19 protein-coding genes are annotated in these 25,794 nt (G+C 27.8%); 5 read left to right on the top strand and 14 right to left on the bottom strand.

Annotation, left to right across the window (positions count from 1 at the left end):
• Positions 1–9 precede the first annotated feature (9 nt).
• On the top strand, positions 10–192 hold the full coding sequence (locus BFN48_RS02530) for a hypothetical protein (RefSeq protein ID WP_069649289.1): 183 nt from the start codon (positions 10–12) through the stop codon (positions 190–192).
• A gap of 37 nt (positions 193–229) precedes the next feature.
• On the opposite strand, the gene BFN48_RS02525 is transcribed toward BFN48_RS02530, so the two are convergent.
• From BFN48_RS02525 to BFN48_RS02505, 5 genes are all read right to left on the bottom strand, one after another.
• A complete protein-coding gene (locus tag BFN48_RS02525) occupies positions 230–964 on the bottom strand; it encodes an MBL fold metallo-hydrolase (protein WP_069649288.1) in 735 nt (244 codons plus the stop codon).
• A 102-nt stretch (positions 965–1,066) separates the two neighbouring features.
• On the bottom strand, positions 1,067–1,855 hold the full coding sequence (locus tag BFN48_RS02520) for an ECF transporter S component (protein WP_069649287.1): 789 nt from the start codon (positions 1,853–1,855) through the stop codon (positions 1,067–1,069).
• 115 nt (positions 1,856–1,970) lie between these two features.
• The gene (locus BFN48_RS02515; RefSeq protein ID WP_069649286.1) at positions 1,971–2,267 is read right to left on the bottom strand and encodes a hypothetical protein; all 297 of its coding nucleotides are present in this window, start codon (positions 2,265–2,267) and stop codon (positions 1,971–1,973) included.
• A 25-nt stretch (positions 2,268–2,292) separates the two neighbouring features.
• Positions 2,293–2,862 carry an N-acetylmuramoyl-L-alanine amidase family protein gene (locus BFN48_RS02510; RefSeq protein ID WP_069649285.1) on the bottom strand — a complete coding sequence of 190 codons (570 nt, stop codon included), beginning with the start codon at positions 2,860–2,862 and terminating at the stop codon, positions 2,293–2,295.
• Positions 2,863–3,137: 275 nt separating this feature from the next.
• Entirely contained in the window at positions 3,138–3,323 is a 186-nt protein-coding gene (locus BFN48_RS02505; protein ID WP_069649284.1) for a DUF4177 domain-containing protein, read from the bottom strand.
• Between the two features lie 187 nt (positions 3,324–3,510).
• Between BFN48_RS02505 and BFN48_RS02500 the strand changes: the two genes are divergently transcribed.
• Positions 3,511–3,882 carry a hypothetical protein gene (locus tag BFN48_RS02500; RefSeq protein WP_069649283.1) on the top strand — a complete coding sequence of 124 codons (372 nt, stop codon included), beginning with the start codon at positions 3,511–3,513 and terminating at the stop codon, positions 3,880–3,882.
• Positions 3,883–3,925: 43 nt separating this feature from the next.
• On the opposite strand, the gene eam is transcribed toward BFN48_RS02500, so the two are convergent.
• Complete coding sequence (gene eam, locus BFN48_RS02495; protein WP_069649282.1) at positions 3,926–5,188, bottom strand: glutamate 2,3-aminomutase; 1,263 nt, start codon at positions 5,186–5,188, stop codon at positions 3,926–3,928.
• Positions 5,189–5,503: 315 nt separating this feature from the next.
• On the opposite strand from eam, the gene BFN48_RS02490 reads away from it, so the two are divergent.
• Together BFN48_RS02490 and BFN48_RS02485 are read left to right on the top strand one after the other, a co-directional pair.
• On the top strand, positions 5,504–6,508 hold the full coding sequence (locus BFN48_RS02490) for a hypothetical protein (protein ID WP_069649281.1): 1,005 nt from the start codon (positions 5,504–5,506) through the stop codon (positions 6,506–6,508).
• 10 nt (positions 6,509–6,518) lie between these two features.
• Positions 6,519–6,998 (top strand): hypothetical protein, encoded by a 480-nt coding sequence (locus BFN48_RS02485; protein ID WP_069649280.1) that lies wholly within the window; start codon positions 6,519–6,521, stop codon positions 6,996–6,998.
• Positions 6,999–7,025: 27 nt separating this feature from the next.
• Here BFN48_RS02485 and BFN48_RS02480 read toward each other — a convergent pair whose 3' ends face one another.
• On the bottom strand, positions 7,026–8,657 hold the full coding sequence (locus BFN48_RS02480; protein ID WP_069649279.1) for an amidohydrolase: 1,632 nt from the start codon (positions 8,655–8,657) through the stop codon (positions 7,026–7,028).
• A gap of 136 nt (positions 8,658–8,793) precedes the next feature.
• Here BFN48_RS02480 and BFN48_RS02475 point away from each other — a divergent pair, with 136 nt between their 5' ends.
• Entirely contained in the window at positions 8,794–9,243 is a 450-nt protein-coding gene (locus BFN48_RS02475) for a phosphatidylglycerophosphatase A family protein (protein WP_207644693.1), read from the top strand.
• A 74-nt stretch (positions 9,244–9,317) separates the two neighbouring features.
• Here BFN48_RS02475 and BFN48_RS02470 read toward each other — a convergent pair whose 3' ends face one another.
• The 7 genes from BFN48_RS02470 to addB all read right to left on the bottom strand — a co-directional run bounded on the left by BFN48_RS02470 (position 9,318) and on the right by addB (position 25,721).
• On the bottom strand, positions 9,318–11,324 hold the full coding sequence (locus BFN48_RS02470) for a M28 family metallopeptidase (protein ID WP_069649277.1): 2,007 nt from the start codon (positions 11,322–11,324) through the stop codon (positions 9,318–9,320).
• A gap of 181 nt (positions 11,325–11,505) precedes the next feature.
• Entirely contained in the window at positions 11,506–12,654 is a 1,149-nt protein-coding gene (locus tag BFN48_RS02465) for a YARHG domain-containing protein (RefSeq protein ID WP_069649276.1), read from the bottom strand.
• A gap of 55 nt (positions 12,655–12,709) precedes the next feature.
• Positions 12,710–13,984, bottom strand: a complete 1,275-nt coding sequence (locus tag BFN48_RS02460) for an aminopeptidase P family protein (protein ID WP_278287287.1) — start codon at positions 13,982–13,984, stop codon at positions 12,710–12,712.
• 51 nt (positions 13,985–14,035) lie between these two features.
• Positions 14,036–17,551 (bottom strand): SbcC/MukB-like Walker B domain-containing protein, encoded by a 3,516-nt coding sequence (locus tag BFN48_RS02455; RefSeq protein WP_083238746.1) that lies wholly within the window; start codon positions 17,549–17,551, stop codon positions 14,036–14,038.
• On the bottom strand, positions 17,514–18,740 hold the full coding sequence (locus tag BFN48_RS02450; protein WP_069649274.1) for an exonuclease SbcCD subunit D: 1,227 nt from the start codon (positions 18,738–18,740) through the stop codon (positions 17,514–17,516). Before BFN48_RS02450 ends, BFN48_RS02455 begins: the two co-directional genes overlap by 38 nt.
• Positions 18,737–22,324 (bottom strand): helicase-exonuclease AddAB subunit AddA, encoded by a 3,588-nt coding sequence (gene addA, locus BFN48_RS02445; RefSeq protein WP_069649273.1) that lies wholly within the window; start codon positions 22,322–22,324, stop codon positions 18,737–18,739. The genes BFN48_RS02450 and addA overlap by 4 nt, the downstream gene beginning before the upstream one ends.
• Positions 22,317–25,721, bottom strand: a complete 3,405-nt coding sequence (gene addB / locus BFN48_RS02440; protein WP_069649726.1) for a helicase-exonuclease AddAB subunit AddB — start codon at positions 25,719–25,721, stop codon at positions 22,317–22,319. Before addB ends, addA begins: the two co-directional genes overlap by 8 nt.
• Between the last annotated feature and the right edge of the window lie 73 nt (positions 25,722–25,794).

Raw genomic sequence — 25,794 nt, 5'->3', positions numbered from 1 at the left:
GGAATATTTATGTTAAAACAGAATAGAACATTGGTTGATTTGATACTCTTAGGATTTTGTTTGGCAATGCTCTTGGGTATTAAATTTATAGAAACTCCTCATCATAAAAATATAATTTCAAATTTACAAAATAACGGATTAACTCAAAAAGTTCTTCTAGAAGAAGAAAGATTTTGGGGCATAAAATTTTGAGGATTAGAGCAAATCTCTAATCCTCTTTTTTCTTATTTTAAATATAATAAGCTTTCATCTCCTGACTAAGTTCTAAGATTGAATCAAATGTTTGACTAGCTTCTATCTTTACTCTTTCTAAATTATATTCTGGCCAGAAGTGAGTCAATATTAACCTTTTTACTCCCGCTTTTTTACCAATCTCACCAGCCTGTTTAGCAGATAAATGTGGAGCATTATCTTCTCTATCTTCTTCAAGTATTCCCGCTTCACAAAGCAGCAAATCAGCATTTTTCGAAAAATCTATTAAAGATTCATTGTATGAAGTATCTGATGAATATACAAAAGTTTTTCCACCTTTTCTTACTTTAACAGCAAAAGTCTTAATTGGATGTTTCATCCTTCTAAAAGTAATCTCAATATCTCCCAAATTGATAATAGTATTTTCTTCTATCGGAATTATATTGAACGAATTATTATAATTAAGCCTTTTTACCATTTCGTAGTCATCAGTAGGTACATATAAAGGTATAGTTATATTATATTTGCCTTTCATTTTATTAACACCTATTGCATATTTCATGACCATAATATCACTTATATGGTCACTATGTAAATGAGTAAGTATGATAATATCAATGTCCTTAATACTGCATATTTTAAGCAATCTAGATAGTACTCCATTCCCGCAGTCGATCAAAATTCTTTTATTGTCAGTTTCAAGCAAATATCCTGAACAGGCTCCTCCTGGTCTAGGATAAGGTCCATTATTGCCTAATACCGTTAATTTCATCTAATCCCTCCCAATATAAAGCTACTCTTATTTTATTCTTCCTTATCTATTTTATGATTATAAGTATAAAGAAAAAGTCTCAGGCTGTAAACCCTGAGACTTCTAGATATTTTTAATATATTTTGTTCTTTTTAGTCCTAAAACAACAGGATAAGCAATTATTAAGCCTCCAACAAATTGCAGAATATTAGCTGGTACACTGAAAATAGGAACTATCATGTTTCCCTTCAAAATTCCTCCAGCTATATAATATCCTATAACCATCCATAATCCAGCTAAAGTCATCCCCATAAGATTACTCACACTAATCATTTCTTTTCCTTGTCTCTTTAGTATTAAACTTAAAACAATAACGAATAATGGGATTAAAATAATAGCAACTAACAATGAAGTTTGTACTTTATCTACCAATGCTTGTAATTCACTAATACCTTTTAAATCAAATTTTTCAACTAAATAGTTTGCAAGTTCAGAAGTTTGTAAATTTCCTAACTTAACAGCTAAATAATTCTTTAAAGCTACACCAAAGAATACCCATCCGCCACCTATAATAACTGTTAAAAACTTTTTAACTTTTGCTAAACTACCTTCTTCTATATCTTTAACTATAAAACCTACTATCGCTCCCATTATTCCTTTAATAATCAAAGTCGGAATTGCCCAATGTGTATATCCTAGATATATATCAGCTAAAGAAGAACCTAAACCTCCTGCTATAGCACCATATTTCCAGCCTAATAAAATCGCAGCTACAAAAATCATGCTATCTCCAGCATGTATGTAACCTTCAGTAAAAGGAACTGGAATTTGAGGTATAATAGCTGTAGCTACAAAAACAAGAGCTATCATTAATCCACCATAAGTTAATTTTTTTATACTATTGTTTTGCAAGAAAAGTCCCCCCTATTAATGTAATGTATTGTTCTTTAATATAATTATATCAAAATTGTATCGGTAGTCAAGGGAGGATTTAAGAAATTGTATTGTTATTGTACCGTTACATTTTTTATGTTTTATTATTATTTTTCCTTTTACTCTTACTCTTCTTGCTACTTTTTAGCTTATATCCTTGATATACATTCTTAGTTCCACTATAAAAACCTACTGATGAAGCTGCTAAGAAAATTCCTATTATTATTCCTTTCAGAATATTGTTAGGTGCAAAGTAAGCTATGCCAATAATTATGCCTAAAATCAAAGATACCAAAGGACAAAACTTTTTAGGTAAACCTAAATCCTGAGCTAGCTTAGTCAAAAACATTATTAAAGGAACAACAGAAATATCATAAGCTTGAAAATCCATAGCAAACCTCCTTTATACTTTTACATTATAATATGAAGGAGGTTTTAAAAAAGTTATTGTATCTAATTACAGCTTTAGCTATAGCTTCTGCTATACGCTTTCTTATAAAATCTTGCCTTAACAACATATTATCTTTGTAGTTAGTCATAAATGCACACTCTACTATTATAGACAATGTCTCTATTTCTCTTATAATGTAGTAATAATCTTTCCCTCTATTATTTAATCTATAGTATACCCTTCGAGCAGAAAAACCCAAACTTGAGATATTAAACAAAATATCTCTGCTTAGCTTTTCCCCTATTAATGATTTATAAGGATAAATTACTTCACAACCATTAGCTTTATTGTTATTTGAACCGTTGTTGTGTATTGATATTACTAAATCACATTCCAAACCATTTATTTTTTTAACCCTTTCTTTTGGCGATAAAGTAATATCTTTTCTTCTAGTCATTACTACTTCATAACCCTTTTTCTTTAGCAATTTTTCAAACCTAGTAGAAATATCTAAATTTATATCTTTTTCACTTAAGCCATATCCTACAGCTCCAAAATCTCTTCCACCATGTCCAGCATCAACACATATTTTCAAATTGACCCCCTCCTTAAATTATCGTCGTTAGTCATTAGTCATTCGCTATTCGTCAAATTATAAAACGAAAAACAAAAGCATAATTTTTCATAAAGAATCTGAAATAACTAATATTCTTTACTACTTATATTTAAAGAGGGGGTTAAATTTACTATTTATATTTTTTTCTTCCATATCTTTTTAGAGCAAAAGTAAGTATCACTATTCCTATATAGATATATAATTGTCCTAACCCTTTTTCTAAGATTTCACTTTTAAACATCTATATCATCACCCTAAGTTAACTTTTCTCTTTTAAATACAGCTATAAAATTTCTACCATTAAGAATACTATTCATTGATACTAACTCCCAACCTTGCTCTCCTAGCTCATTCATTTTTTTCTCATGTTCAGGTGTTAATACTAATTTTACAGCTCCATGTGTTTTAAAATTTTCAATTTTGTATTCAAATTTTTTCATTTCGAACCCCTCCAGAGATTAAAATTAATTTAGGTATTGAAATTAGTTTGTTAATGATTTAAAATTGAATTGCTAGTTAACAAAATCCCCGAATTAAGCTAAATTTTTCATGGAATAATATAACTTATCATTCATATAATGCAGTAAACACATATATATTATAAATAAAAAACAGGGAGGTTTCTAGATGGATAAGAATAAAATACAAGTTAACGAACTAAACAGACTATATGACGAAATTTACTACAGCAATAATAATGACGTTGAACAAGCCCTAGAATTAATATCAAACCTCATCTCCGAAAAAGAATATGAAGAGTCAGGTATTGAAGTCAATGACCTTTCCGATATAATACATATTGCTATAGAAACGTTAGAAGAAATAAGTGAAATTTTTGATAATGAGGGACTAATTGATTCTTACAATTTTGTAATTGAAAAACTTGAAAATCTACAAAATGGAGAATTGGATGATATCTTAGAAGAAGAGTATAGTAAATTTTTTGACGATGATTTTGTAGATGAATATGGTGACGAATCAGAAATGGAAGAGTATTAGAAAAAGGAGCAAAATGCTCCTTTTTTTAGTCTTAAAAACTATATTAACTTAATATTTCTCTAATATCTTTTGTTGGATGGTTTTCATATTTTATTACTTTACCTTCCCATGTTCTTATCATACAGTAATCCTTACCTCTAGAAATTAAATACTGCGGTAATATAGGCGTTTTACCTTGCCCTTTAGGTGCATTTATAATATAAGTCGGTATAGCCATACCTGAAGTATAGCCTCTCAAATATTCCATAATTTCCAACCCATCATCCACAGAAGTATTAAAATGTAATGTACCAATTACATGTTTAGCATGGAATATATAATACGGCTTAACTCTTATTTTCAATAATTCATGATTTAAAGCTCTCATAACAAATTTATCATTATTAATACCGTTTAATAGAACTGCTTGGTTACCTAAAGGTATACCTGCATTTGCCAACTTTTCACAAGCTTTTTTAGCTTCTTCAGTTACTTCTTTTGGATGATTAAAATGAGTATTTAGATATATTGGATGGTATTTCTTTAACATATTTACTAACTCATCAGTAATTCTTTGCGGCATAGTTACTGGGGTCCTTGAACCAATTCTTATTATTTCAACGTGAGGAATTGCTCTTAACTCTTTTAGTACCCATTCTAATCTATGATCAGGTAGTGTAAGAGGGTCTCCCCCTGTAATAAGTACATCTCTAATTTCTTTATTTTCTCTAATATACTTAATTGATTCTTCTATAACAGCAGTAGATTTGTGTTCATCTTTTTGTCCGATATTTCTCCTTCTTTGGCAGTGTCTGCAATACATAGCACACTCATTAGTAACGTTAATAATCAAACGGTCAGGATATCTTCTTGTTATACTACCTGCAGGATTTGTATATTCTTCTCCCATAGGATCGCTTTCACCGCTATCACCTGCCAATTCTGCAAAGATAGGTATAGCCATAAGCCTTATCGGATCAAATCTATCATCAGGGTCCATCAAGCTTGCGTAGTAAGGTGATATAGCCCATCTATATCTTTTGCCGACTTCCTCAATTTCTTTCTTTTCCTTTTCAGTTAAATTTAATATTTTACTTAAAGTTTCAACATCCGTTATCCTATTAGATAATTGCCATTTATAGTCATTCCAATCTTCCTGTGTTCCACCGAGCACATCTAATATCTTCTTTTTTAATTCCTCAAATTTATCCTGCATATAAAGACCTCTAGGTATAGACTCTCTAACCTCTAAATAATCATCAATCCTTGATTTTAACTCAGCCGCCCTCTTTAATGAAATTTCTCTCTTTTCTTTTAATTGATTCATAGTTTATCCTCCCTCCCTCTTCTTGTCTGAAAATTTTAAATATTCTTAATTGTTTTCGAGGCATAAGTGAAATAGGTTATTTAACTATATAAAATAACCCTCTTATATAGCTATTTATTAGAATATATGAAAAACATATTAAATAATATTTACCATAAAGGGTTATATGGACTTAGTAGGGTTCATAGATTAGGTACTTTGAAAAGAAATATTTAGATTTGTTTAAAGCAGTGTATTAATTATAATATTATTTTTATAATTTGTCAATAACTCTCTTTTTTATCATTTATAGAAAGTACTAAAGGTGGTGAAAAGATGAAAAAAGGAGCTATTTCCTTCCTAATTTTAATATTATTTATAATCGCAACTTTTATTGGTCAGCAATACTATAATGCTTCTGTTGTAAAAACAACTTTTAATGAAATACTTTTGATAAGTAGTAATATTTCAGAAAAATTAGTTGATAACTTTTTTTCAAATGACGAAAAACTAAAAAAAGATGCTCAAAACAAAATTAAAAAAATTGTCCTAAAAGATTTAGGATATGACAATTGGCTAGATTATATCGACTATATCGAAGTAAAAATTTATCCTGCCGACGTAGTAGATAATGAAGAAGAAGACTTGATTATTGCTCTTAATATCTCAAAAGACTTAGGCGTAATTGGAATATATAAAAAATATAATGATGGATATGTTTATGTAGATAAAATAGAAAATCTTGCCTATATTGATAATGTCAGTACTTTAAGATATAAACCCAAAAATCTGATATTTATTATAGTTGATGAAGAATTAGAAGAAAACATCGGTGCATTTTTCTATGATAAATACACAAGATTTTTTACTAAAAGAAATAGTTCCTATGAAGAAGTATTCAGATTTTCTACTAACTACGAAGGATACTTCTATGAAAAATGGACAAAACCAAAACTTAAAAATCCTAAATGGTATAAACTTGTTGAATATGGAAGTATTGAACAAATAACAGATGAAAATCTAGACTTACATATTAAAGCGTCTAAGATTATTCAAATTTTTAAAAGCGAAGAATCAAATGTAGATTCTATACCAGAAAAATTTATTTTAATAAAAGAAAAAAACTTAGAGTTAGATTATTTTTGGAGCGACAAATATAAGTATTTTATTCAAGGTGAAGGTATTACCAAAGATAATGAAGTTGTAGGAATTATTGAAAGTTCAGATCAATTTGCAGATTATTATCTAGATTTATCTGATAAGTACTATAAAATCATTGATAAAAATGGTAAAATTAAATACATAAATAGCAATAATTTAAAATTGCTAAATTTAAAGTAAGGAGGTTCTTATGAAACGTTTTGGTATTATAATTTTAATTATTGTTCTTATGCTGACTGGATGTATAAATCAGAATAAACGAGATTTATTTAACTATGTAAATGCAGAACTTCCTCCAGTGGTTGAAATAGAAAATAATGCTCTTGAAAAATATAACAATCTAATTTCTAATAATGACTATACTTATAGTACATTCTATTCAACTTTAAAAGATGAAATAATTCCAACATATGAAGATTTCTTGAATCAATTAATGAAAATATCTCCTAAAACTAAAGAATTAAAAGAGATACATAACCTCTATATCGAAGGAGCAAAATATCAGTTAAAAGCACTAAAACTATTACAAAAAGGGATTGAAGAAAAAGACAATGAATTGCTTCTAAAATCAAGCGACCTTCTAAAAAAGTCAAAAGAATATATGGATAAATATAAAAATGAAATTGTAACTTTAGCTGAAAAATATCATATGGAATATAAGCTTGATTAATTAAAGCGGTGCTAATTTTACACCGCTTTAATTTCTGCTAAATATTACTTTTCCGTTTAATACTGTCATATCAACTTTAACATCTTTAATTTTATCCAACGGTATTTTAGTTATGTCTTCAGACAAAACAACTAAATCAGCTAGCTTCCCTACTTTTATAGACCCTTTTATATTTTCCTCAAATGTGCAATAAGCAGGATTTATTGTAAATAGCTTTAATGCTGTATATAAATCTAATTTTTCATCTGGACACCAGCCATCTTCTGGATTGCCATTTAAGTCTTTTCTAGTTACTGCACAATAAATACCATAAAGAGGATTAAATGATTCAACAGGTGCATCAGAACCTCCAGCTAAAAATACACCTTCATTGTACATAGTCTTCCATGCATAACTATACCTTAACCTTTCTTTTCCTACCCTTTTCTCTGCAATTTGCATATCTGTCTTTATAAAAACAGGTTGTATATCTGCAATAACATTAAGTTTCTTAAATTTCCTTATTATATCTTTAGATGCTATTTGGCAGTGAATCAGTCTAAATCTAGCATCTTGTCTATAATGCATTTCATTTAGTTTAGAATATACTTCAAGCACTTGTCTCATAGCTCTATCCCCTATTGTATGTACTGCTAGCTGAAGACCATTTACATGTGCTAAAGTAAGTATTTCCTCTATTTCTTTAGTAGTATATATTAACACACCTTTAGCTTTAATATCATCACTATAAGGTTCTTCTAATGCCGCTGTTCTAGAACCTAAAGACCCGTCTGCTAAAAGCTTTAGCGGTCCAAACCTAACAAATTCGTCTCCATCACAAGTTTTTTTGTTTAACTTTAAAAAATCAATTAATTTATCTTTTGTATCTAGTAGCATTTGAAAATTTATCCTTGCATTAAGTTTTTCCTCATTTTTCAATTCTTGATAAGCATCTAAAATCTTTTTATATGATTTTAAATGCGAAAAATCATCTGTTTGTATTGAAGTAATTCCTACCTTATTAGCATCATTTATAGCTGATTGAATTATTTCTTTTATCTCTCCTATGTCTTCTGTGAAAGGTATAAGATTATAAACTAAATATACGGCATTTTCCCTAAGTATTCCTGTAGGCTCGCCTGTTATAGGGTCTCTATCTATTTTCCCACCTTCAGGGTCCTTAGTTTCTTTAGTTATTCCAGCAAGTTTTAAAGCCATTGAATTAACTACACATATATGGTAACAAGCCCTTGATAAAAATACAGGTCTGTCATCAATTACTTTATCTATATCATCTTTATTAGGCAATCTACCTTCAATAAAGTTTTCTTGATTCCATCCCTGACCTAATACCCATTCTTTAAAAACTTTAACTTTTTCATTATTAACAAACTCTTTTAGAGCCCTCTGCATATATGATATAGAATCAGCATTAGACAAGTCTACTTTATACTTTGATAAACCGTAGCTAATTAAATGCATATGACTATCATTAAAACCAGGTAAGAGAGTTCTCCCTTTAAGGTCTATACATTTAGTATCTTTATTAATAAGCTTTTTACCTTCCTTGTAACTACCACAAAAATTTATTTTATTATCTTCTATTACTACACTTTCAACTTCTTTATAGTCATCTTCCATAGTTAAAATTTTCCCATTAAAGAAAAATAATTTACTCATTTATATTCCCCCTAAAATTTTCTAAATAAAATTATAACATAATTAGATATTAGTTAATACAATCAGAAAATACTGCATAAAATATATATTATGAATCTATTTAGGGGGTTTTATTTTGAAAGAAATAGTTAAAAAAATGCTTAAAGAAAGAGGAGTTACTATTGAAGAGATGGCTAAGCTTGTCTACGAACTACAAAAAGACTATGCAGATATTTCTATAGAAACTGCAATTTTTAACATTGAAAAAGTATTATCTAAACGTGAAGTGCAAAATGCAATATTAACTGGAATACAGCTTGATATTTTAGCTGAAAAAAATTTATTAGAAGAACCTTTACTGTCCATGATAAAAAAAGATGAGCCATTATATGGTATAGATGAAATATTGGCGCTAAGCATAACAAATGTCTATGGTTCAATAGGTTTTACTAACTATGGGTATATAGATAAGATGAAATTTGGAATTATAGGCAAATTAGATAAACTTGGTAAAACTACTGATAAAGTCAATACTTTTTTAGATGATTTAGTTGGTGGCATTGTAGCAGCTGCATGTGCAAGAATAGCTCATTCAAAGGGAGAATAGGTGGTGCTAAAATTTGAAATTAAGTTTCAAATATATAAGCTCCACCTAATTCCAAATAATTAATTTATGAATTTTTAAATTGCTAAATTATCTATATTTATTTTCTTAAGAAAATCTATTACATCTTCTAGAGAATCATTAGTCCAATTAATTTTATTAACAATTTTAGTTTCACCTTTTATTTTAGCAGTTGTTTTTTGATACTTTCCTATACCTATAATATAAGCTTTATTATTTTTGATATATTGGGTTTCAACAAAAACAATATGTTTTAAATCTTTGCTATACAATATATCAAAAGTTTGGCCATTCACAACAATCTGCTTTCTCTTTATTTGATTTTCATCAAAAAAACTATTTATATATCCATAGTTTTCATTTTGAATTTTAACACTTATTTCAATAAAGTCATTTTCATCTGCTTTATTTAAGTAGTTGAATGAAAAAAATCTTATCCTATCGCTAGATAATTCTTTATCTTCATATATTTGACCTATTATATGCTCTGACATTTTTATAGGTAAAGTATCAATTACCACAGTCGCTGATTTAAACTCGTAATTATCAATGTTTTTTAGTATTTTAAAATCTGGAAAAATCTTGTTTATTTCCTCAATATCACTAAATGTTTCCTTTCCTTTATGTACTAAATATATCTTATCATCTATATTAACAAGCTTATACTGACCAAATTTTAATTTTTCTTTTTCCTTTTTTAACTTCTCTGTTATTTCTCTCTCTTCATCATTTTCAAAACTAATTTCTTCCAAATTCTTTTGATTACGTTCATCACTGGAATTCTCTTCAATATCTTTTATATTAAATAATTTTTCCACACTTAAAATTATATAATTGAAAAGCGTATCGCTTATGTTATTCAAATATTCAAAGTCTATTTTATCAGATGTATCTCTTTGTGTATGTATATTTCTAATATTTGAATCACTTAAATTAACAGACGGTATATTTTTTTCTGAAAAAGAAATATGGTCGCTAACATATGCACCTTCTGTTTCAATTTGACACTGATAACCATTTTGAGTAAAGAATTTATCAATATCATCTATAAGATAGCTACTTACTGCACTATCCCCTGTTATAAGCAGCTTGTCCCTATTTTTGCTTCCTATACTGTCAATATTTATATTATAGATTTTATTATATCCATTTAATATTTCATTTACAAAAGCTCTACTACCCTGCAAATTAGATTCTTCACCGTTAAATGCACATATAACTATATCATAATCTAATTTATTATTCTTTGAATATTCAGTTAATTTTTCAGCTATATTCAACAGTACTGCTATTCCAGAACAGTTATCGACAGCTCCATAATATACTTTATCAGCGGCAGTTCCTACATGATCAAAGTGAGCTGAAATAATTAATGCATTTTTACTATTTTCTCCTTTGACTATACCAACAATATTATTTGCTTCGATTTCCTCTTTCTTTAAATTGTATTTTACTTTCACTTTGCAATTTCTATCCTTTATCAAATCATATACTCTTTCACTTATTTGAATTATTGGAAAGCCGCTATCTCTGACAACTATATATTTGTCAAAAATTTTTTTCTTTATTAAAGCTGCTTTGGCTTTGTTAAATATTTTTTGTAAATCAGCTGAATTATCTAATACTACAACTGAATTTTGAATATTTTTATAGTTTATATCGGATGTTGAAATACCCTCTATAGTTAAATTAGCAATCATATTTTGAGGTAAAAAATCTTTGCCATATATTAGCTCTTCTTTTGTATTATTATCAAACTCTAAAACCATAACGAATTTTTGTTTTTTTGGATTATAAAAATTATGTTTGTATGGCACAAAAAAACTATTGTCTTTATATTCTTTTAAACCAATTTTTTCTAAGCTTTCAGCTAAAAATCTTTCTACTTCTTTATTACTTTCTGTTCCAGTTAATCTGCCTTTAAATTTTTCTGAAGCAAGATACTCAACAGTCTTTTTTATATCTGTTTTTTGCTCGCTATTAGTCAATATATCTTTGTTTGTACAGCCCATCGTTAATAAGATTGAAATAATTAATATAAACAAAAATATTCTTTTATTCATATACTCCCCCTAAATTAATACTAATTTCATATTTTATTTTTACAATAGCTATTGTTATTATCTTTATTTTTGTTTTTCACATATCGTTATAAATAATTATATAAAAAAAACATTCCATGTCAACTTTTCCCTTTATTGGTCCTTTTTATATTTGTTGTATAATTTATGTCGTTCTCATTATTTAATCAGCGTAACATAAGCCTGCAAATATTTTATAAGCATCTAACCCTTCACTTCGTATAATCGAAAATTTATCTACTGCAAACCATCCTCTTTCACCTGTAGAAGTTTCAACTAAACACCATTCTTTATCATCAGTTCCAACTATAGTAGCTTTCTGTCCTTCATGCAAAACAAAATAATCATCACTATTGTTCCTATTTCTTAATAACTTTATTGGTTTTTTCACAAACACATCATAATCAGTAATATAGATGTTTTGAGGTATTTCAACTAATTTATGCTCTTTTGTTAAAGTATAATATTTATCAAAAAACCAAGTCTGTAGTATCTTTCCCCTAGTTCTTGCTGAAAACTTGTCTGTACCGTCTATTTTTATACCATATTCGAATAACCCTTCTGTATTTCCCATTTTGATAATGTCTTCTCCATCAAAATAATAGAAATACGATATATAATCATCACTAGGTCCATAATCACTTATTATAATCTCCTTGAAGTTATCATTCTTATCAATATCAACTATAGCAAAGTATTTGCTAGAATAGACTAGTTCCCCTTCTATCACTAAATCGTTGATATAAAGTTTATAACTATTCATATTTTCCAGCTTGAATAAAATTCTCTCTGTTTTGCCATCACCATTAATATCTACATTTACTTCTTTATTGCATCGATAGACATCATAATTAGTTTTATAATTTTCATGTTTTTCAAGAGACTTACTATACAAATCCTCAAAGAATTTAATGAATTTTACATTATATTTCTCAATACTATTTAAACTACTAAATTCTACGATAGTTGTCGGTTTATACCAACTTTTTTTAGCAAAATAATTTCTATACTTTTCTTTTTTAAATATATGGCCTTTTCGTGCAAAAATTTCATTTCTAGCATATTCAAGAATCTCATGTGACAATCCTCGTAATTGTTGTTCTGTTAACTTTTCAATATGACTATTTGGAAATATAAAACTATTTTCTTTTTTTACTGGTAATTCATCAGTTTGACTTATCTTTTTATTCTCTATATTCTTATCATTAATTAAACCCTTTTCTACTTTAACTTTGTCAATACTATTGCAAGATACAATAGTAATCAACATTAATACAATAAAAATTAACAAAACAACCTTTCCTTTTCTCATAAAAAACCTCCATAAAGTTTTTAAAATAAAATCAAGGGAGCATACGCCCCCTTATCTATTTCTTCATAAACTCTTCTATTTCCTCTACTGTTTTAATAATATCTTTTGATAAAACTTCACAACCATCTTCTGTTACTAAAACATCATCTTCAATTCTTATACCTATTCCCTCTTCTTCAATGTACAGACCTGGTTCTACTGTTAAAACCATTCCTGGTTCTAATTCTCTTTCATAACTACCTACATCATGTGTATCAAGCCCTAAATAATGGCTTACTCCATGATAGTAGTACTTAACTATTTCACTATCTTCTTTTATTAAACCTATTTTTTTGCATTCTCTAATTAATACATCTTTTGTAATTTCATTTAATTTCTTTATAGGTACACCAGGTTTTATAGCTTTAATAGTTTCCAACTGTGCCTCTAATACAATATTATAAATTTGCTTTTGTCTTTCAGTAAATTTACCATTAGCAGGATAAGTTCTACTTATATCAGAACAATAATTTTCATATTCTACACCTAAATCAAATAATATTAGAGAATTATCAGCTATTTTACAGTTATTTTGTTCATAATGAAGTATTGTACCATTAACCCCAGAAGCAGCTATTGTTTTAAAAGCTAAGTTCTTAGCACCTAAAGATTTTACTTTAAAATCGAAATATGCTTCAACTTGATATTCCATCATACCAGACTTTAAGTTTTTCAATACATTTTCAAGACCTTCCTTAGTAATATTAACTGCTTTCTTTATCTTTTCTATTTCATCTTTCTGTTTAATAGTTCTTAAATCGCAAATATCATTATAAATGTTTTTTATATTAATATATGGATATCTTTCTCTTACTTCATTTGCAAAATTAACAGCTGGATTTGTATTTAAATTCCATTCTCTACGCTCTAAATCCAAGTAAAATACAGAAATATTATTTCTTACTATATTCATTGTTAGGAATTCTTGAAAATCTTCTTTAAACTGAATGTTCTTAATGCCTGATATCTTTTCAGCTTCATCTTTAGTCATCTTTTTACCAATCCATTTTTCTAACTTAGGATTAGATTTTTCTATGAACAGTGCTTCCTCAACTTTATCATTCTTTTTAACCATACAAAGAATAAAGTTTTCTCTTTCTAATCCAGTTAAGTAATAAAAATTCCTATTAGGTGTATAAGGATACTTCTGATCTGCACTGCGATAAGGGGCATCGCCTGAAAATAGAATAACAATAGAATCATTTTCAACCTTATTCATAAGTTTTTTTCTATTATCTACAAAAAACTTTTGCTCCATAATTCCACCATCCTCAATCAAAATATTTAACAATATATTTCTCCAAAAATACTCTGTATCCTTTATTAAATATTTTAAATAATTTTAACTATATTCTATTTTTACTTTAGTTCCTGAAACACCTGATATTGCTGGCTCAACAATTAATTTAACAGGCACTCTATCTTTTAGTTCATCAACATGACTTATTATTCCTACTGATAACTTTTCTTTTTGAAGTTTCTCTAGCGAAGTCATAACTACATCTAAAATACTACTGTCAAGGGTACCAAATCCCTCGTCTAAAAAGAAAAATTCTATAGATGTATTTCCTTTTAGCTGTATTTGCGTTGATAAAGCTAAAGCTAAAGATAGTGAAGTCATAAAAGTTTCTCCACCAGAAAGTGTATTTACATCTCTTTTTACACCACCATTATAATTATCACATATGACAAAGTTACCTTTGCTATCAAGTTCTAAACTATACCTATTATTAGTTATCTCCATCAATCTCTTTGAAGCTTCTCTAGCAATATACTTTAAATGACTTATTGCAACATATTCAACAAATCTATTCCCTTTTATGAGATCTGAAATTTCATTTAGCATATCAACTTTTTTCATAATACCTTTAAGTTCTTTCTCTAACTTTTTGACCTCAATTATTTCTTCTTCCATTTTCCTAATTTTTTCTCTTCTCATACCTAACTTCTCTATTATTTCGCTATAAGCTTCTTTTTTTCTTTTTCTATTTTCAATAAAGTTATTCCACTCGTCTTCACTTAAAGTTTCACCATTTAATTCAGTTTCAACTCTTTTTATATTATCATTAACTTTTTTTACTTCATCATCATAATCATTTATCTCTTTTTCTAATTGTTCTAATTTATCTTTATCAATATAGCTTGACCTTATTTCATCAATAGTTTTAAACCCTAAATTATTCATAACAACTGTTAGCTCATTTTTAATATTATTTTCTGTATCTTTTAGAGTCTTAACTGTTTTCAGTAACCCCTCCATATTAAGCTGTAAATCTTTTAGTGTTTTTTCCTTTTCTTTCAAATTATTTCTAATCTCTTCTTCTTTTTTAATAATATCTTCTTTTAGTTTTCTTACTTCATCTAGGTATAGTAAAGGATTTTTACTTGGCGAAACTTCTTGAATCTTAGCCTCATTTTCCTCTATTTTTGATTTTAAATTTTGACCATCTCTCTTTATTAAATTCATTTCATTATTAATCTTACTAAGTTCATCATTTAACTTTTTCATTTCATCTGATATTTCTTTAATTGACTCTCTTATTCTCTTAGCATTATTTTCTAATTCTTCATACTCTGAATCTTTTTTCTTAATCTCTTCAGATGTACTAATAAAACTTTTAATTTTTAAAGTATTTTTAACTTCTTTATATTTCTCTTCTATCCTACTATATTCTTCTTTGTTAGCTTCTAATTCTCTAAAAGTTTCTTTAATTGATTCATTATCTTTTCTAATAGTTTCTAATAAAACTGCTTTTTCTTTCTCAAGATTATTTAAATTTTCTTTTATTTCATCTACCTTTTTCCTATATTCTTCATGTTCCTCGTTCCATTTCTTTAAATATGATTCATTCTTTTCTAAATCTCTTTTTCGATTTTCTATTTCTTGCTTAATATTTTCTAAATTTATATCTTTAATTAATTCATCTAGTTTTTGCATTTCTTCAGTTAAGTTCTCTTCTTTTGCTATAAGCTTATAAAGTTCAGAATTTAATTTTTCTATTTTAAGATTTAATTCTTTTTGTGTTTTTTCAAGTTCCAATTTATTTTCTTTTATACTCTTAATTTCAGACACATCAACTACATCTGCTTTTTTAGGATGATGTAAAGAACCACATACAGGACAAGGATCTCCTTCTTTTAAACTAACAACTATATCATTCATATGACTTATTAACTCTAATTCGTCAATCTCTTTTTTTAGAATATCCATCTTTTGTTCTACTATATTTAATTTTTCTTTGAAAGCTTTGATTTCTTTTTCAATATTTTGTTTTTGCCCTTTCAGTCCATTTAATTCTCTTAAAACTCTTTCTTTCTTCTGCAGATTTTCTATCATCTTTGCTTCATCTAGTAAAGATTTAGTGTCTTTCGGCTTATTAGCCTCAAGCTCTTTTATTTTGTTTTCGTAAATTTTATATTTTTCTTTCTTTTCATTTAGTAATTTTTCTATTTCTTTTAATTTTTTTTGGTTAAAAACTGTATCCTTCTTTAGTTTTTTGTTTTTCTCTTCTAATTCATTTATTTTTTTACCTAATTCTATATATTTTTTTTCAAGTTCCAAGCCTTTTATCACTTTATCTCTAAATTCACTACTTACCTTTATAGTTGACATTTTCTCTTCTATTTTTATAAGTTCTTTATTCTTCTTTTCTTCTTTTAATTTTAAATCTTCTAATGCTTTTTCATATAAATCAAATACTTTTTTTAATTTCAAATATTCTTCTCTAAGTTTATTTCTTTCCAAAATTAGCTTTTCGTTTCTTTTATGTAACTCAACTACATTTTTTAATTCTGTTTCCTTTTCTATAAGGCTTGGTAGTTCTTTATCCTTCCTTAAGCTTACTTGTGTATATTCTTTTTCTAAAATTTCTTTTTCTTTCAAAACTTTTTGTAAGCTTAACTCTAATTTTTTTAATTCCTGCTCATTTTTATTAATCTCTTCTAGTGTCTTATCTAAATTATTTATATACGGTTTTAATCCTTGTGCCTTTTTGCCTTTTAAATACTTTTCTCTTTTTAATTCAATCTCTTCTTTTTTAAGCTTTAATTTTTCTTTTATTTCCTTGTATTTTTTTAAATCTACTTGTAAATCCCATATTTTACTTAGTTTTTCATACTCTTTATCTAACTTTTCATTTTCTTCTTTTAATTTTATTTCTTCTTTCTCTATTTCTCTTAATCCTTCTTTTAATTGCTTTAGGTTTTCTTCATTAACATCTTCATATTTGTTTAACTGGCCTTGTATAACGTTTAATTTTGCCTCTTCCTCTTTTCTTGCTTTTTTAACCCTATTAGTCAAATCTGTCCCATATTTTTCTAAACCTAGTATTCTTTCTAGCATATTACGTCTTTCACTACCAGTTAATTTTAAAAAGTCACTAAACCGTCCTTGCGGCAATACAACCGACCTTATAAAATCACTATGATTTAATCCAATCAGCTTAATTATTTCCTCATTAATATCAGAAACTTTATCTATTACATTAGTTTCGTTCCCATTCTCATCTAAATAACATAATCTTGCTAATGTAGTCCTAGTTCCGCTATCACTCTTTTTAAGTTGTCTATCTACTCTTATTCGCTTTCTTGAGTGTCCACATCCAACTTCAAATATAAAACTTACATTTAATTTCTCACAATCTGTATTTATAAACTCCTTTGTTCCTCTTGATATCTGCCCATAAAGTGCTATAGTTATAGCATCTAAAATAGTAGATTTTCCACTACCCGTTGGACCGAATATCCCAAACAATCCTTTTTCTGTTAGTTTCGAAAAATCTATAGTCTGCTCTTCTATAAAGCTATTTAATCCTGAAATACTAAGAAGAATAGGTTTCATCTTCGTCACCTTCTTCATAAATTATTCTCGTGAAAAGCTTTATCAAATCCTCACTAGGCTCTACATTTTTCTCTCTTATATAAAATTCAGTAAATAACTCTACTATATCTCTCTCACTATAATTCTCAAACTCTTCTATCGCTTCAACTTTATCTTTTATTATAGGAATAATACTTAATATATCAGGTTTTATCTTTTTAATTTCTCTAATTTCTGATTTTGAAATAACTTTATCAGTAACAATTTCTAAATATGCCCATACTTCTCTATCTTTATTTTCTTCGCATTTCTTTATTGCTTCTTCTATCCCATTTACCTTCCATACTTCTATAGGTTTATAGTTTTTTAAGTATACTTCTTCTATATTTGGCTCTTGTTTAGGTTTAACATCAATTATATATACACATTTGCTGTATCCTATTTCACTTCTGCTGTATTGTATAGGAGAACCTGAATAATGCGCTTTTATTTTTTCAGATTTAACTTTTTGTGGTTTATGAAGATGCCCTAGAGCTACATATTGTGCTTTAAATGGAAGTTTATCTATATCAACAGTAAGACCTCCACCTAACTGTATTGGTCTTTCTGAATCTGAAGTATCTCCTCCTGCCACAAAAATATGACTTACTGCAATATTTATAGTATCATCTCTAAAGTATTTAGATAGATTTTCGAATATCTCTCCTACCTTATTTGAATAACTTTTCTGCATTTCATTTTCATCTAACATATCCCCTAAAACTTCATTTAACCTCTGTTCACTAGGATAAGGAAGAGTTATGATTACTATTTTTTCACCTTTTATTTCAAGTTCTAAGCACCCTTCACAAGAATTTATAACTTTATGTTTTCCTACTATACCAGTTTCAACTGTACTATTTGGCTTTCCTAACAAAATAATTCCCTGCTCTGTTGCCAAAGAATTTGCTGCAATAAGTCTTTCTGGACTATCATGGTTTCCTGCAATTACTAATACAATTCTCTCTCCACCTCTTGATAATCTCTTTAAAGCATCATAAAAAAGCTTTTCAGCTCTTGCAGGTGGATTACTATTATCATAAATATCTCCTGCTATAATGATTAAATCAACTTCTTTTTCGTTTACTATTCCTACTAAATCATCAATAAATTTCTCCTGCTCATCTAATCGGCTATAATTTTCTAAGTACTTACCCAAGTGCCAATCTGATGTGTGGAGGATCCTCATATTACTCTTACCTCCTTATCAAGCTCAAATAGATAAAGATAGCTTTCTTTTACTTTTTTACCCGTTATTTTTTCTAAAGCCTCTTTATACAGTTCAATTTGAACTTTATATTTCTTAATTATATTTTCTAAATAATCGTTATACACAAAGTCTGTTTTGTAATCTACTAATACAAGTTCATTTTCTTCTTCAAAATAACAGTCTATTACCCCTTGTATCAGCAATTCTTCATCACAACTGCTTACATCTTTAATAACTTCTTTAGCTTTCTTCCTAAGTACAAAAGGAACTTCTTTATACAGCTTTTCTGCTGCTATAATACGCCGTCCAATATTACTTTTAAAAAAGTTTAAAATCTTAGATATATCAATAATTTTAGCTTCTTCTTTAGTTAGTAATTCTCTTTCGGTCATATCATCTATTTGCTGCCTAATATATTGCTCGTCTATATCAGCATTAAATGATAAATGCTGCATTATAAAATGCATTATTGTACCTTTTTCAGCTTTTGTAAAACCTTTTTTACTTTCTAAAAATCTAGGTTTCTTAATTAATGACGGTGTTTTCATGACTGCATCCTTAATGTCTTTAAAAGAAAGATTCTTTATATCTGTAACAGAAAGCTTAGAAGGTATCTCAACAGCCTCTTTAAACTTATACTTCCAATTAAACCTTAAGTCAATAACATCTCTGTATTCAGAAGCTTTTTCCAATCTGAAACATTTAAGCTTTTCTAATATTTCTTTACGTTTTATGAGCTCGTCACTTTTTTCCATCAAAATGTTGCTTCTATCTATAATATTTATTTTCCATTTTGAAATATGGTTATCTAATGTATTCATATCAGTTTCTAAACCAGCTAACTGATGAATTAATAATCCATCTTTATGCTCTGATAGAGCACTCATTATCCAATCTAAATAACAACCAGATTTTGTTAAATTATAAAGATTTGTGCCATCACACCACTTTAAACTTCTATTATTAATATTTTTGACTGAACCTAATAGGATAAGCTTATCTACAGCACGTGTCAGTGCTACATAAAGCACTCGCATTTCTTCTGATAGGCTTTCTAGTTTCATTTTTTCTTTCATAGCTGTCAAAGGTAGAGTTTCTAAATAAATTCTCTTATCTAAATCTATAAACTTAGGTCCTATTCCTAAATCTTTGTGAAGCAAAATATCTTCTCTAGTATCCATCAGATTAAACTTTTTTCCCAATCCAGCACATATTACTACTGGGAATTCAAGCCCTTTGCTCTTGTGTATACTCATAATTCTTACAACATTTTCATTTTCTCCAATAGTTTTTGCTGCTGACATGTCTCCACTACTTTTTGTTAGCTTATCTATAAATCTGATAAAATTAAAGAGACCATTAATTGATGTCTTTTCAAATTGACTTGCCCTATCAACTAAAATTCTTAGATTAGCTTGTCTCTGTTTTCCCCCTGGCATAGAACCTACAAAATAATAAAAATTAGTTTCTCTTAATAATTTCCATATAAATTCGTCAAGTTTCATAAACTTAGCTTCTTCAGCCCATTTATCCAGTTTTTCAATAAATTTCACTAATCTATGCTTTAGTTCATCATCTTTTGCAAATATATATTCCTCTAAAGCCTTATAAAAAGCTCCTTCTCTTTTATTTAATCTAATGGCAATCAAATCGTCTATTGAAAAATTAGCGATAGGTGACCTCATTATACTTAATAAAGGTAAGTCCTGCCTTTTATTGTCAATCAATTTAAGTAAATTTATAAAAATCTTAATTTCTAAGGCTTCAAAATAACCAGTATTATCATCAGAATATACTGGAATTCCCTCTTTCAACAATATTTCAGTAAAAATTGAAGCCCAATTTTTAGTTGCTCTTAATAAAATTACAATATCTTTATACATTATATCTCTGAACTTCTGCTCTTTAGGGTCATACGTCTTTTTACCTATAAGTTCTTTTATTTTCGAAGCGATTATATTGGCTTCAACTTCTATATCAGTTAATTCTTCAAGCTCTTCATCAATATCAAGTTCAGATGCATCTTTCTCAACAATATTTATTTCTATACTTGGATCCCAAATATCTCCAAAATCTAATCCTTTATATAAATAAGCATCTTCTGTATAGTCTATTTCTCCAAGCCTCTTTGACATTATTTTTTTGAAAATATAATTTATGCCTTCCAATATCTCTTGTCTACTTCTGAAGTTTTTAGACAAATCTATTCTTACGTTAATATCTTCCATATTTTTTGAAAAAGTATCGTATTTTTCTATAAAAAGATTAGGATCAGCTAATCTAAATCTGTATATACTTTGTTTTACGTCTCCTACTAAAAATAAATTATTATCTCTTTTTATACAGTTTAATATAGTTTCTTGTACAATGTTGCTGTCTTGGTACTCATCAACAAAAATATATCGAAACTTATTCTGGTATTCCCTTTTTACGTCTTCATTTTCCAGTATTTTTAACGTATAATGTTCCAAATCATTAAAATCAAGAAGACTTCTTTCTAATTTTCTGTTTTTATACATTTCTCCAAAATCTACAACTATTTTATAAAGGTATTTCAATATAGGATAAACTTCTTTCAGATATCTGGCATTAGCTTCTATATCATTAGTTATCATTTTATTTTTTATAGAATCAATTATTTTTTTATAATCATTTCTTAATTTTTTTACCTTTTCAACTTTTTCTTCATCTACTTCAAGTTTTCTATTTCCTCTTATAGACTTTAATTTTTTGTGTTTTATACTATTTATCTCATCAAAAAAGTTCTGTAAACTTTTTGACAAACTTTTTTCAAGTGAATCTATATTTTGCATATCATCATATAAAGCTTCTAAATACTCAACTGGACCGTTTATTTTTCTGCAGATTTCAATAGCTTTATTTATCATATGCTTAGCACCATCAAGCTCAATATATAAAATATCTTTTATAGTTTTAATCCACTTACCTTTTTCTAATTCTTCCTTATCTACATTAAACATTTCGATACTTTCTTTTAACCATCTCTCTGGATACGGTTTACTCTGAATAAAATAGTATACTCTTAATATTAGCTCTCTAAGTTTTATATCTTCTTTATCTCTTCCATATCCTTCAACAAGTTTTATAAAATATTCGTTCTCTTTTTCATACTCTTTCTCTAGAATCTCATCTAAAACTTCCTGTCTAATAATACTCAATTCTGTTTCATCACCAATTCTAAACCTATGATCAATATCAACCAAATGAAAGTTTCTCTTTACAACATCTCTACAAAAAGAATGTAAAGTCATTATTGAAGCCTTATTTAATAAAGAAATCTGTTTTCTTATATATTCATCTTCACCATTTTCTTCTAGCTTTTTTGTCAATGCATCTAAAATTCTTTCTCTCATTTCTCCAGCTGCAGCATTTGTAAACGTAACTATCAAAAGTTTATCTATATCTACCTTATCTTCAGTTATTATTCTAATTATTCTCTCAACTAACACAGCAGTTTTTCCAGAACCAGCAGCTGCTGATACTAATAAGTTTCTATCTCTTAACTTAATCGCACTTAATTGGTCAGAGGTCCAACTAGGCATTTTGTTCACCTCTACTTTCCTCTGCTATTTTTTCTAATACTTCTTCGTTAGTCAATTTTTTTATATTTCTATAGCTATTGTTTTCGAATTTCGTATCAAACTGACAAATAGAAATATACTGACAGTATTTACAAGATGTAAAGTCACCTATTTTACAAGGCTCAATCTTAATATTACCTTTGAGAATTTCAATGGCAATTTCAGCAATAAGATTACGTACGTGTTTTATAAGCGATGTCAACTCTTCTTTAGAAAGTGCTGAAGACCTTTTTCCTATTTCACCACTTTTATTTAAAGTAGCTGGAATAATCATAGATTTTCCGTTTTGTTCAATATCTCTATCCATTGCTTTAACTACTTTAACATCTTTTAAAATAATTCCATCTAACTTTAACTTTTTCATTATTTCATTTTCTATTTCAGCTTCTTCAATACCTTCGCCATTAACTAGAGGATCATCTATTCTAAAGTAAAAAACACCACCAGGATATAATTCGTCTTTAACTAGCTTGTCTTTGTTTTCTAAAATCGCATCTAGATAAACTATTAACTGTATCTGCAGTCCATAATAGACATCTGATAAGCTGAATTTTTTATTTCCTGATTTATAATCTATTATCTTTACGTAATTTCCATCTGAATCTTTATACATATCTATTCTATCAATTCTACCTTCAAGTTTAATTTCTTCTCCATTTGGTAATTGAATAATAATTGGTGGAATTTCACTATTATACTTATCAGCAAATTCTAATTCATATTTTAGAGGGTTAAATTCTCCACTTCTCAAATGTTCAGTTAAAGTCCATGCAGCTCGTTTACTAATTCTTTTCAATTTTTTTACTAAATATTTATATCTGTGAGTACTTTGAAGTAAGTTGTTCTCAAACTCAGGTACTAGCTCATCGATTACCATATCTACTAAATTATCACACTGCTCTTTGTCTAAATCTTTCCATGAAACATTCCTCTCTTTGAGTTTTTTAGCAAATACTTCTATAGAAGAGTGAAATAATCTACCCATATCAGGAGCTTTTATTTTAAATTCTTTTCTCTCTTTAGGCTTTAATCCAAAATTTACAAAATGTGAAAATGGACAGTTAACAAATTTCTCCAGTCTTGATATGCTAGACTTAAACGGCGCAGCATAAAGCGCTTTTGCCTTTTTTTCTCCTATGTAGCTTTCTTGATTATCGAAAGAAAGCCCATCTATCAGATTTTTTAATCTTTCTTTCCATTCATTATTATTAAAATACCAGTCATATACTTCCCACCATATATCATCTAAATTATCTCCATCTAAATATCCTCTTAAGCTTTCTATCAGATATTTATAAGTAGATTCAGGCATCGATATTAAATCTATATTTTTCTCATTTTCCTTTGTTATATCGCTAAACTCAACTATATTTGGAAATAATCTTTTAAATCTCTCTATATATACTGATGGTCTTAAAGCTTTACCTTCTATATCAGCTATCGGATAACTTACCCATAAGTATTCAGTTGGTTTAGCTATTGATTTATAAACTGAAAATCTCTCTTCTTGAATTCTTGAATCTATATCATTATTAACTTGAATAGAGACTTGTTTCATTGTAATTTTATCTTCTTCTGTCAATATTCCTTCTTCTCTATATGCAGATGGCAGCAAACCATCATTTACGCCAATCATAAGCAATGCTTTTATATCATGGCTTCTAGATCTTTCTAAATTACCAACAAGTACTTTATCAATAGTAGGTGGTAAAATCCCCACCTCATACTCTCCAAATCCAGCTTCTAAAATCTTTTTATAATCTTTAATGCTTATTATTGTGTCATCTAGCATTTCAACTAATTGATCAAACACTTCTATGACTATGTTCCATATCTGCGTATTTTCGTTTACTTGTTCAAGTTCGCCTGCTTCTTTTAATACTTGTATTCTCTCTTCAAGTTTTTCTTCGATATTTATTTCCATTAAAAACTCAAATAATACTTTAGTTTTATCGCTGACCTTCCTTCTTTTTTTCATTTCATCATTAAATTTTACAAAAGGATCTATAAACTTCTTACGAATTTCATTTATAAAAACTAAATCATATTCTTCTTCGCCATAAGTAAAATCATCAAACCATTTATCACCTTCTATACCATAACTCAAAACGTAATTTTCTAGCTCTTCATATTCACTCTTATCTAGATTTGTGAAACCTGTCTTTATAAAGTTGAATACATCTTCATATTTAAAATTTCTAATGATTATATCTAATGATGTTAATATAAGTTTGACTATCGGATTATTTAATATACTTCTCTTTTCATCAATAAAATAAGGTATTTTATATTCAGAGAATACTCTTTTTATAATCATTCCATATTCATCAATCGAAGATGGTACTACCGCTATGTCTTTCCATCTATACCCCTTATCTCTTACAAGTGAAATAATTTCTGAAGCTAAATATTCAACTTCTGTATATGGATTTGTAGCTTTAAAAATCTTTAAGCTAGAAACTTCATCTCTATATTTTTTATATGGATAAGAAAAAAATTCACCTTCTAAATATACCAATTCAGGGCTTTTTGCTAATTTTAAATCTCTTCTAACATACGTAGTTGAAGTTTTTGCTTTTTTAGCTATTTTATTAGATAATATATCATAGGTTTTTCTAGTAGGTGCAAAAACATCATAATCTCTAGCAAAATCATCTAAATCTAGTGTTAAAGCTATATTTAATCTTGAAGCTTTTTCAAGCAGTTTTTCTAAAATATGATATTCTTGACTGGTAAAAACATCGAAACCATCTATCCAAATTTCTGCACCTTCTAAAAATGAAGTTTTATCTATATTTTCTATAAGTAAATCAAGTTTATCTTCTTCATCAAAATACTCTTTACGTTTCATAAATTCATTAAACTTTTCATACATATAAGTAATGTCTTTTAACTTTTTATTTAAAATATTATTCTCCTGAAATAAATCTATTTTATCTCTAAGCAGTTCAGGTGTTATCTCATTTCTTTTAAAGTCTTTAATAAGTGCACAAAAATCAGAAATAAAGCCATCCTGCTTTGAAGCCTTATTATATAATATTAAATCCTTTGAGTTTTTCTCAAATAACCTTCTTAAAATCATTGTTTTACCAAGCTCGTTTATTTCTACCTTTTTTAATCCACCAACTTGGCTAAATACTTTATAAGTAAGTCTTTCAAAACTAAGTATTTCAAGATCTATAATTCCTGGCATATCCATTTTAGTAATAAAATCATACTCTGTTTGTAGGGTAAATTGCTCTGGAACAAGTAAAATCAATTTATTATTTGTACCACTTAATATTCTATCTTTTATCTCTTTAAAAATTTGATAAGTTTTTCCACTACCTGCTCGTCCTAAAATAAATCTTAGTTCCATAAAATCACCTCTTTCATCTAAGGGAAATATATATTTATTCTTCAAAATCATAACATTCCCTTTTAATAACTGT

Origin of the sequence: Caloranaerobacter ferrireducens, assembly GCF_001730685.1 — a bacterium.
Classification (GTDB): Bacteria; Bacillota; Clostridia; order Tissierellales; family Thermohalobacteraceae; genus Caloranaerobacter; species Caloranaerobacter ferrireducens.
This window is presented reverse-complemented; position numbering and strand designations above follow the sequence as displayed.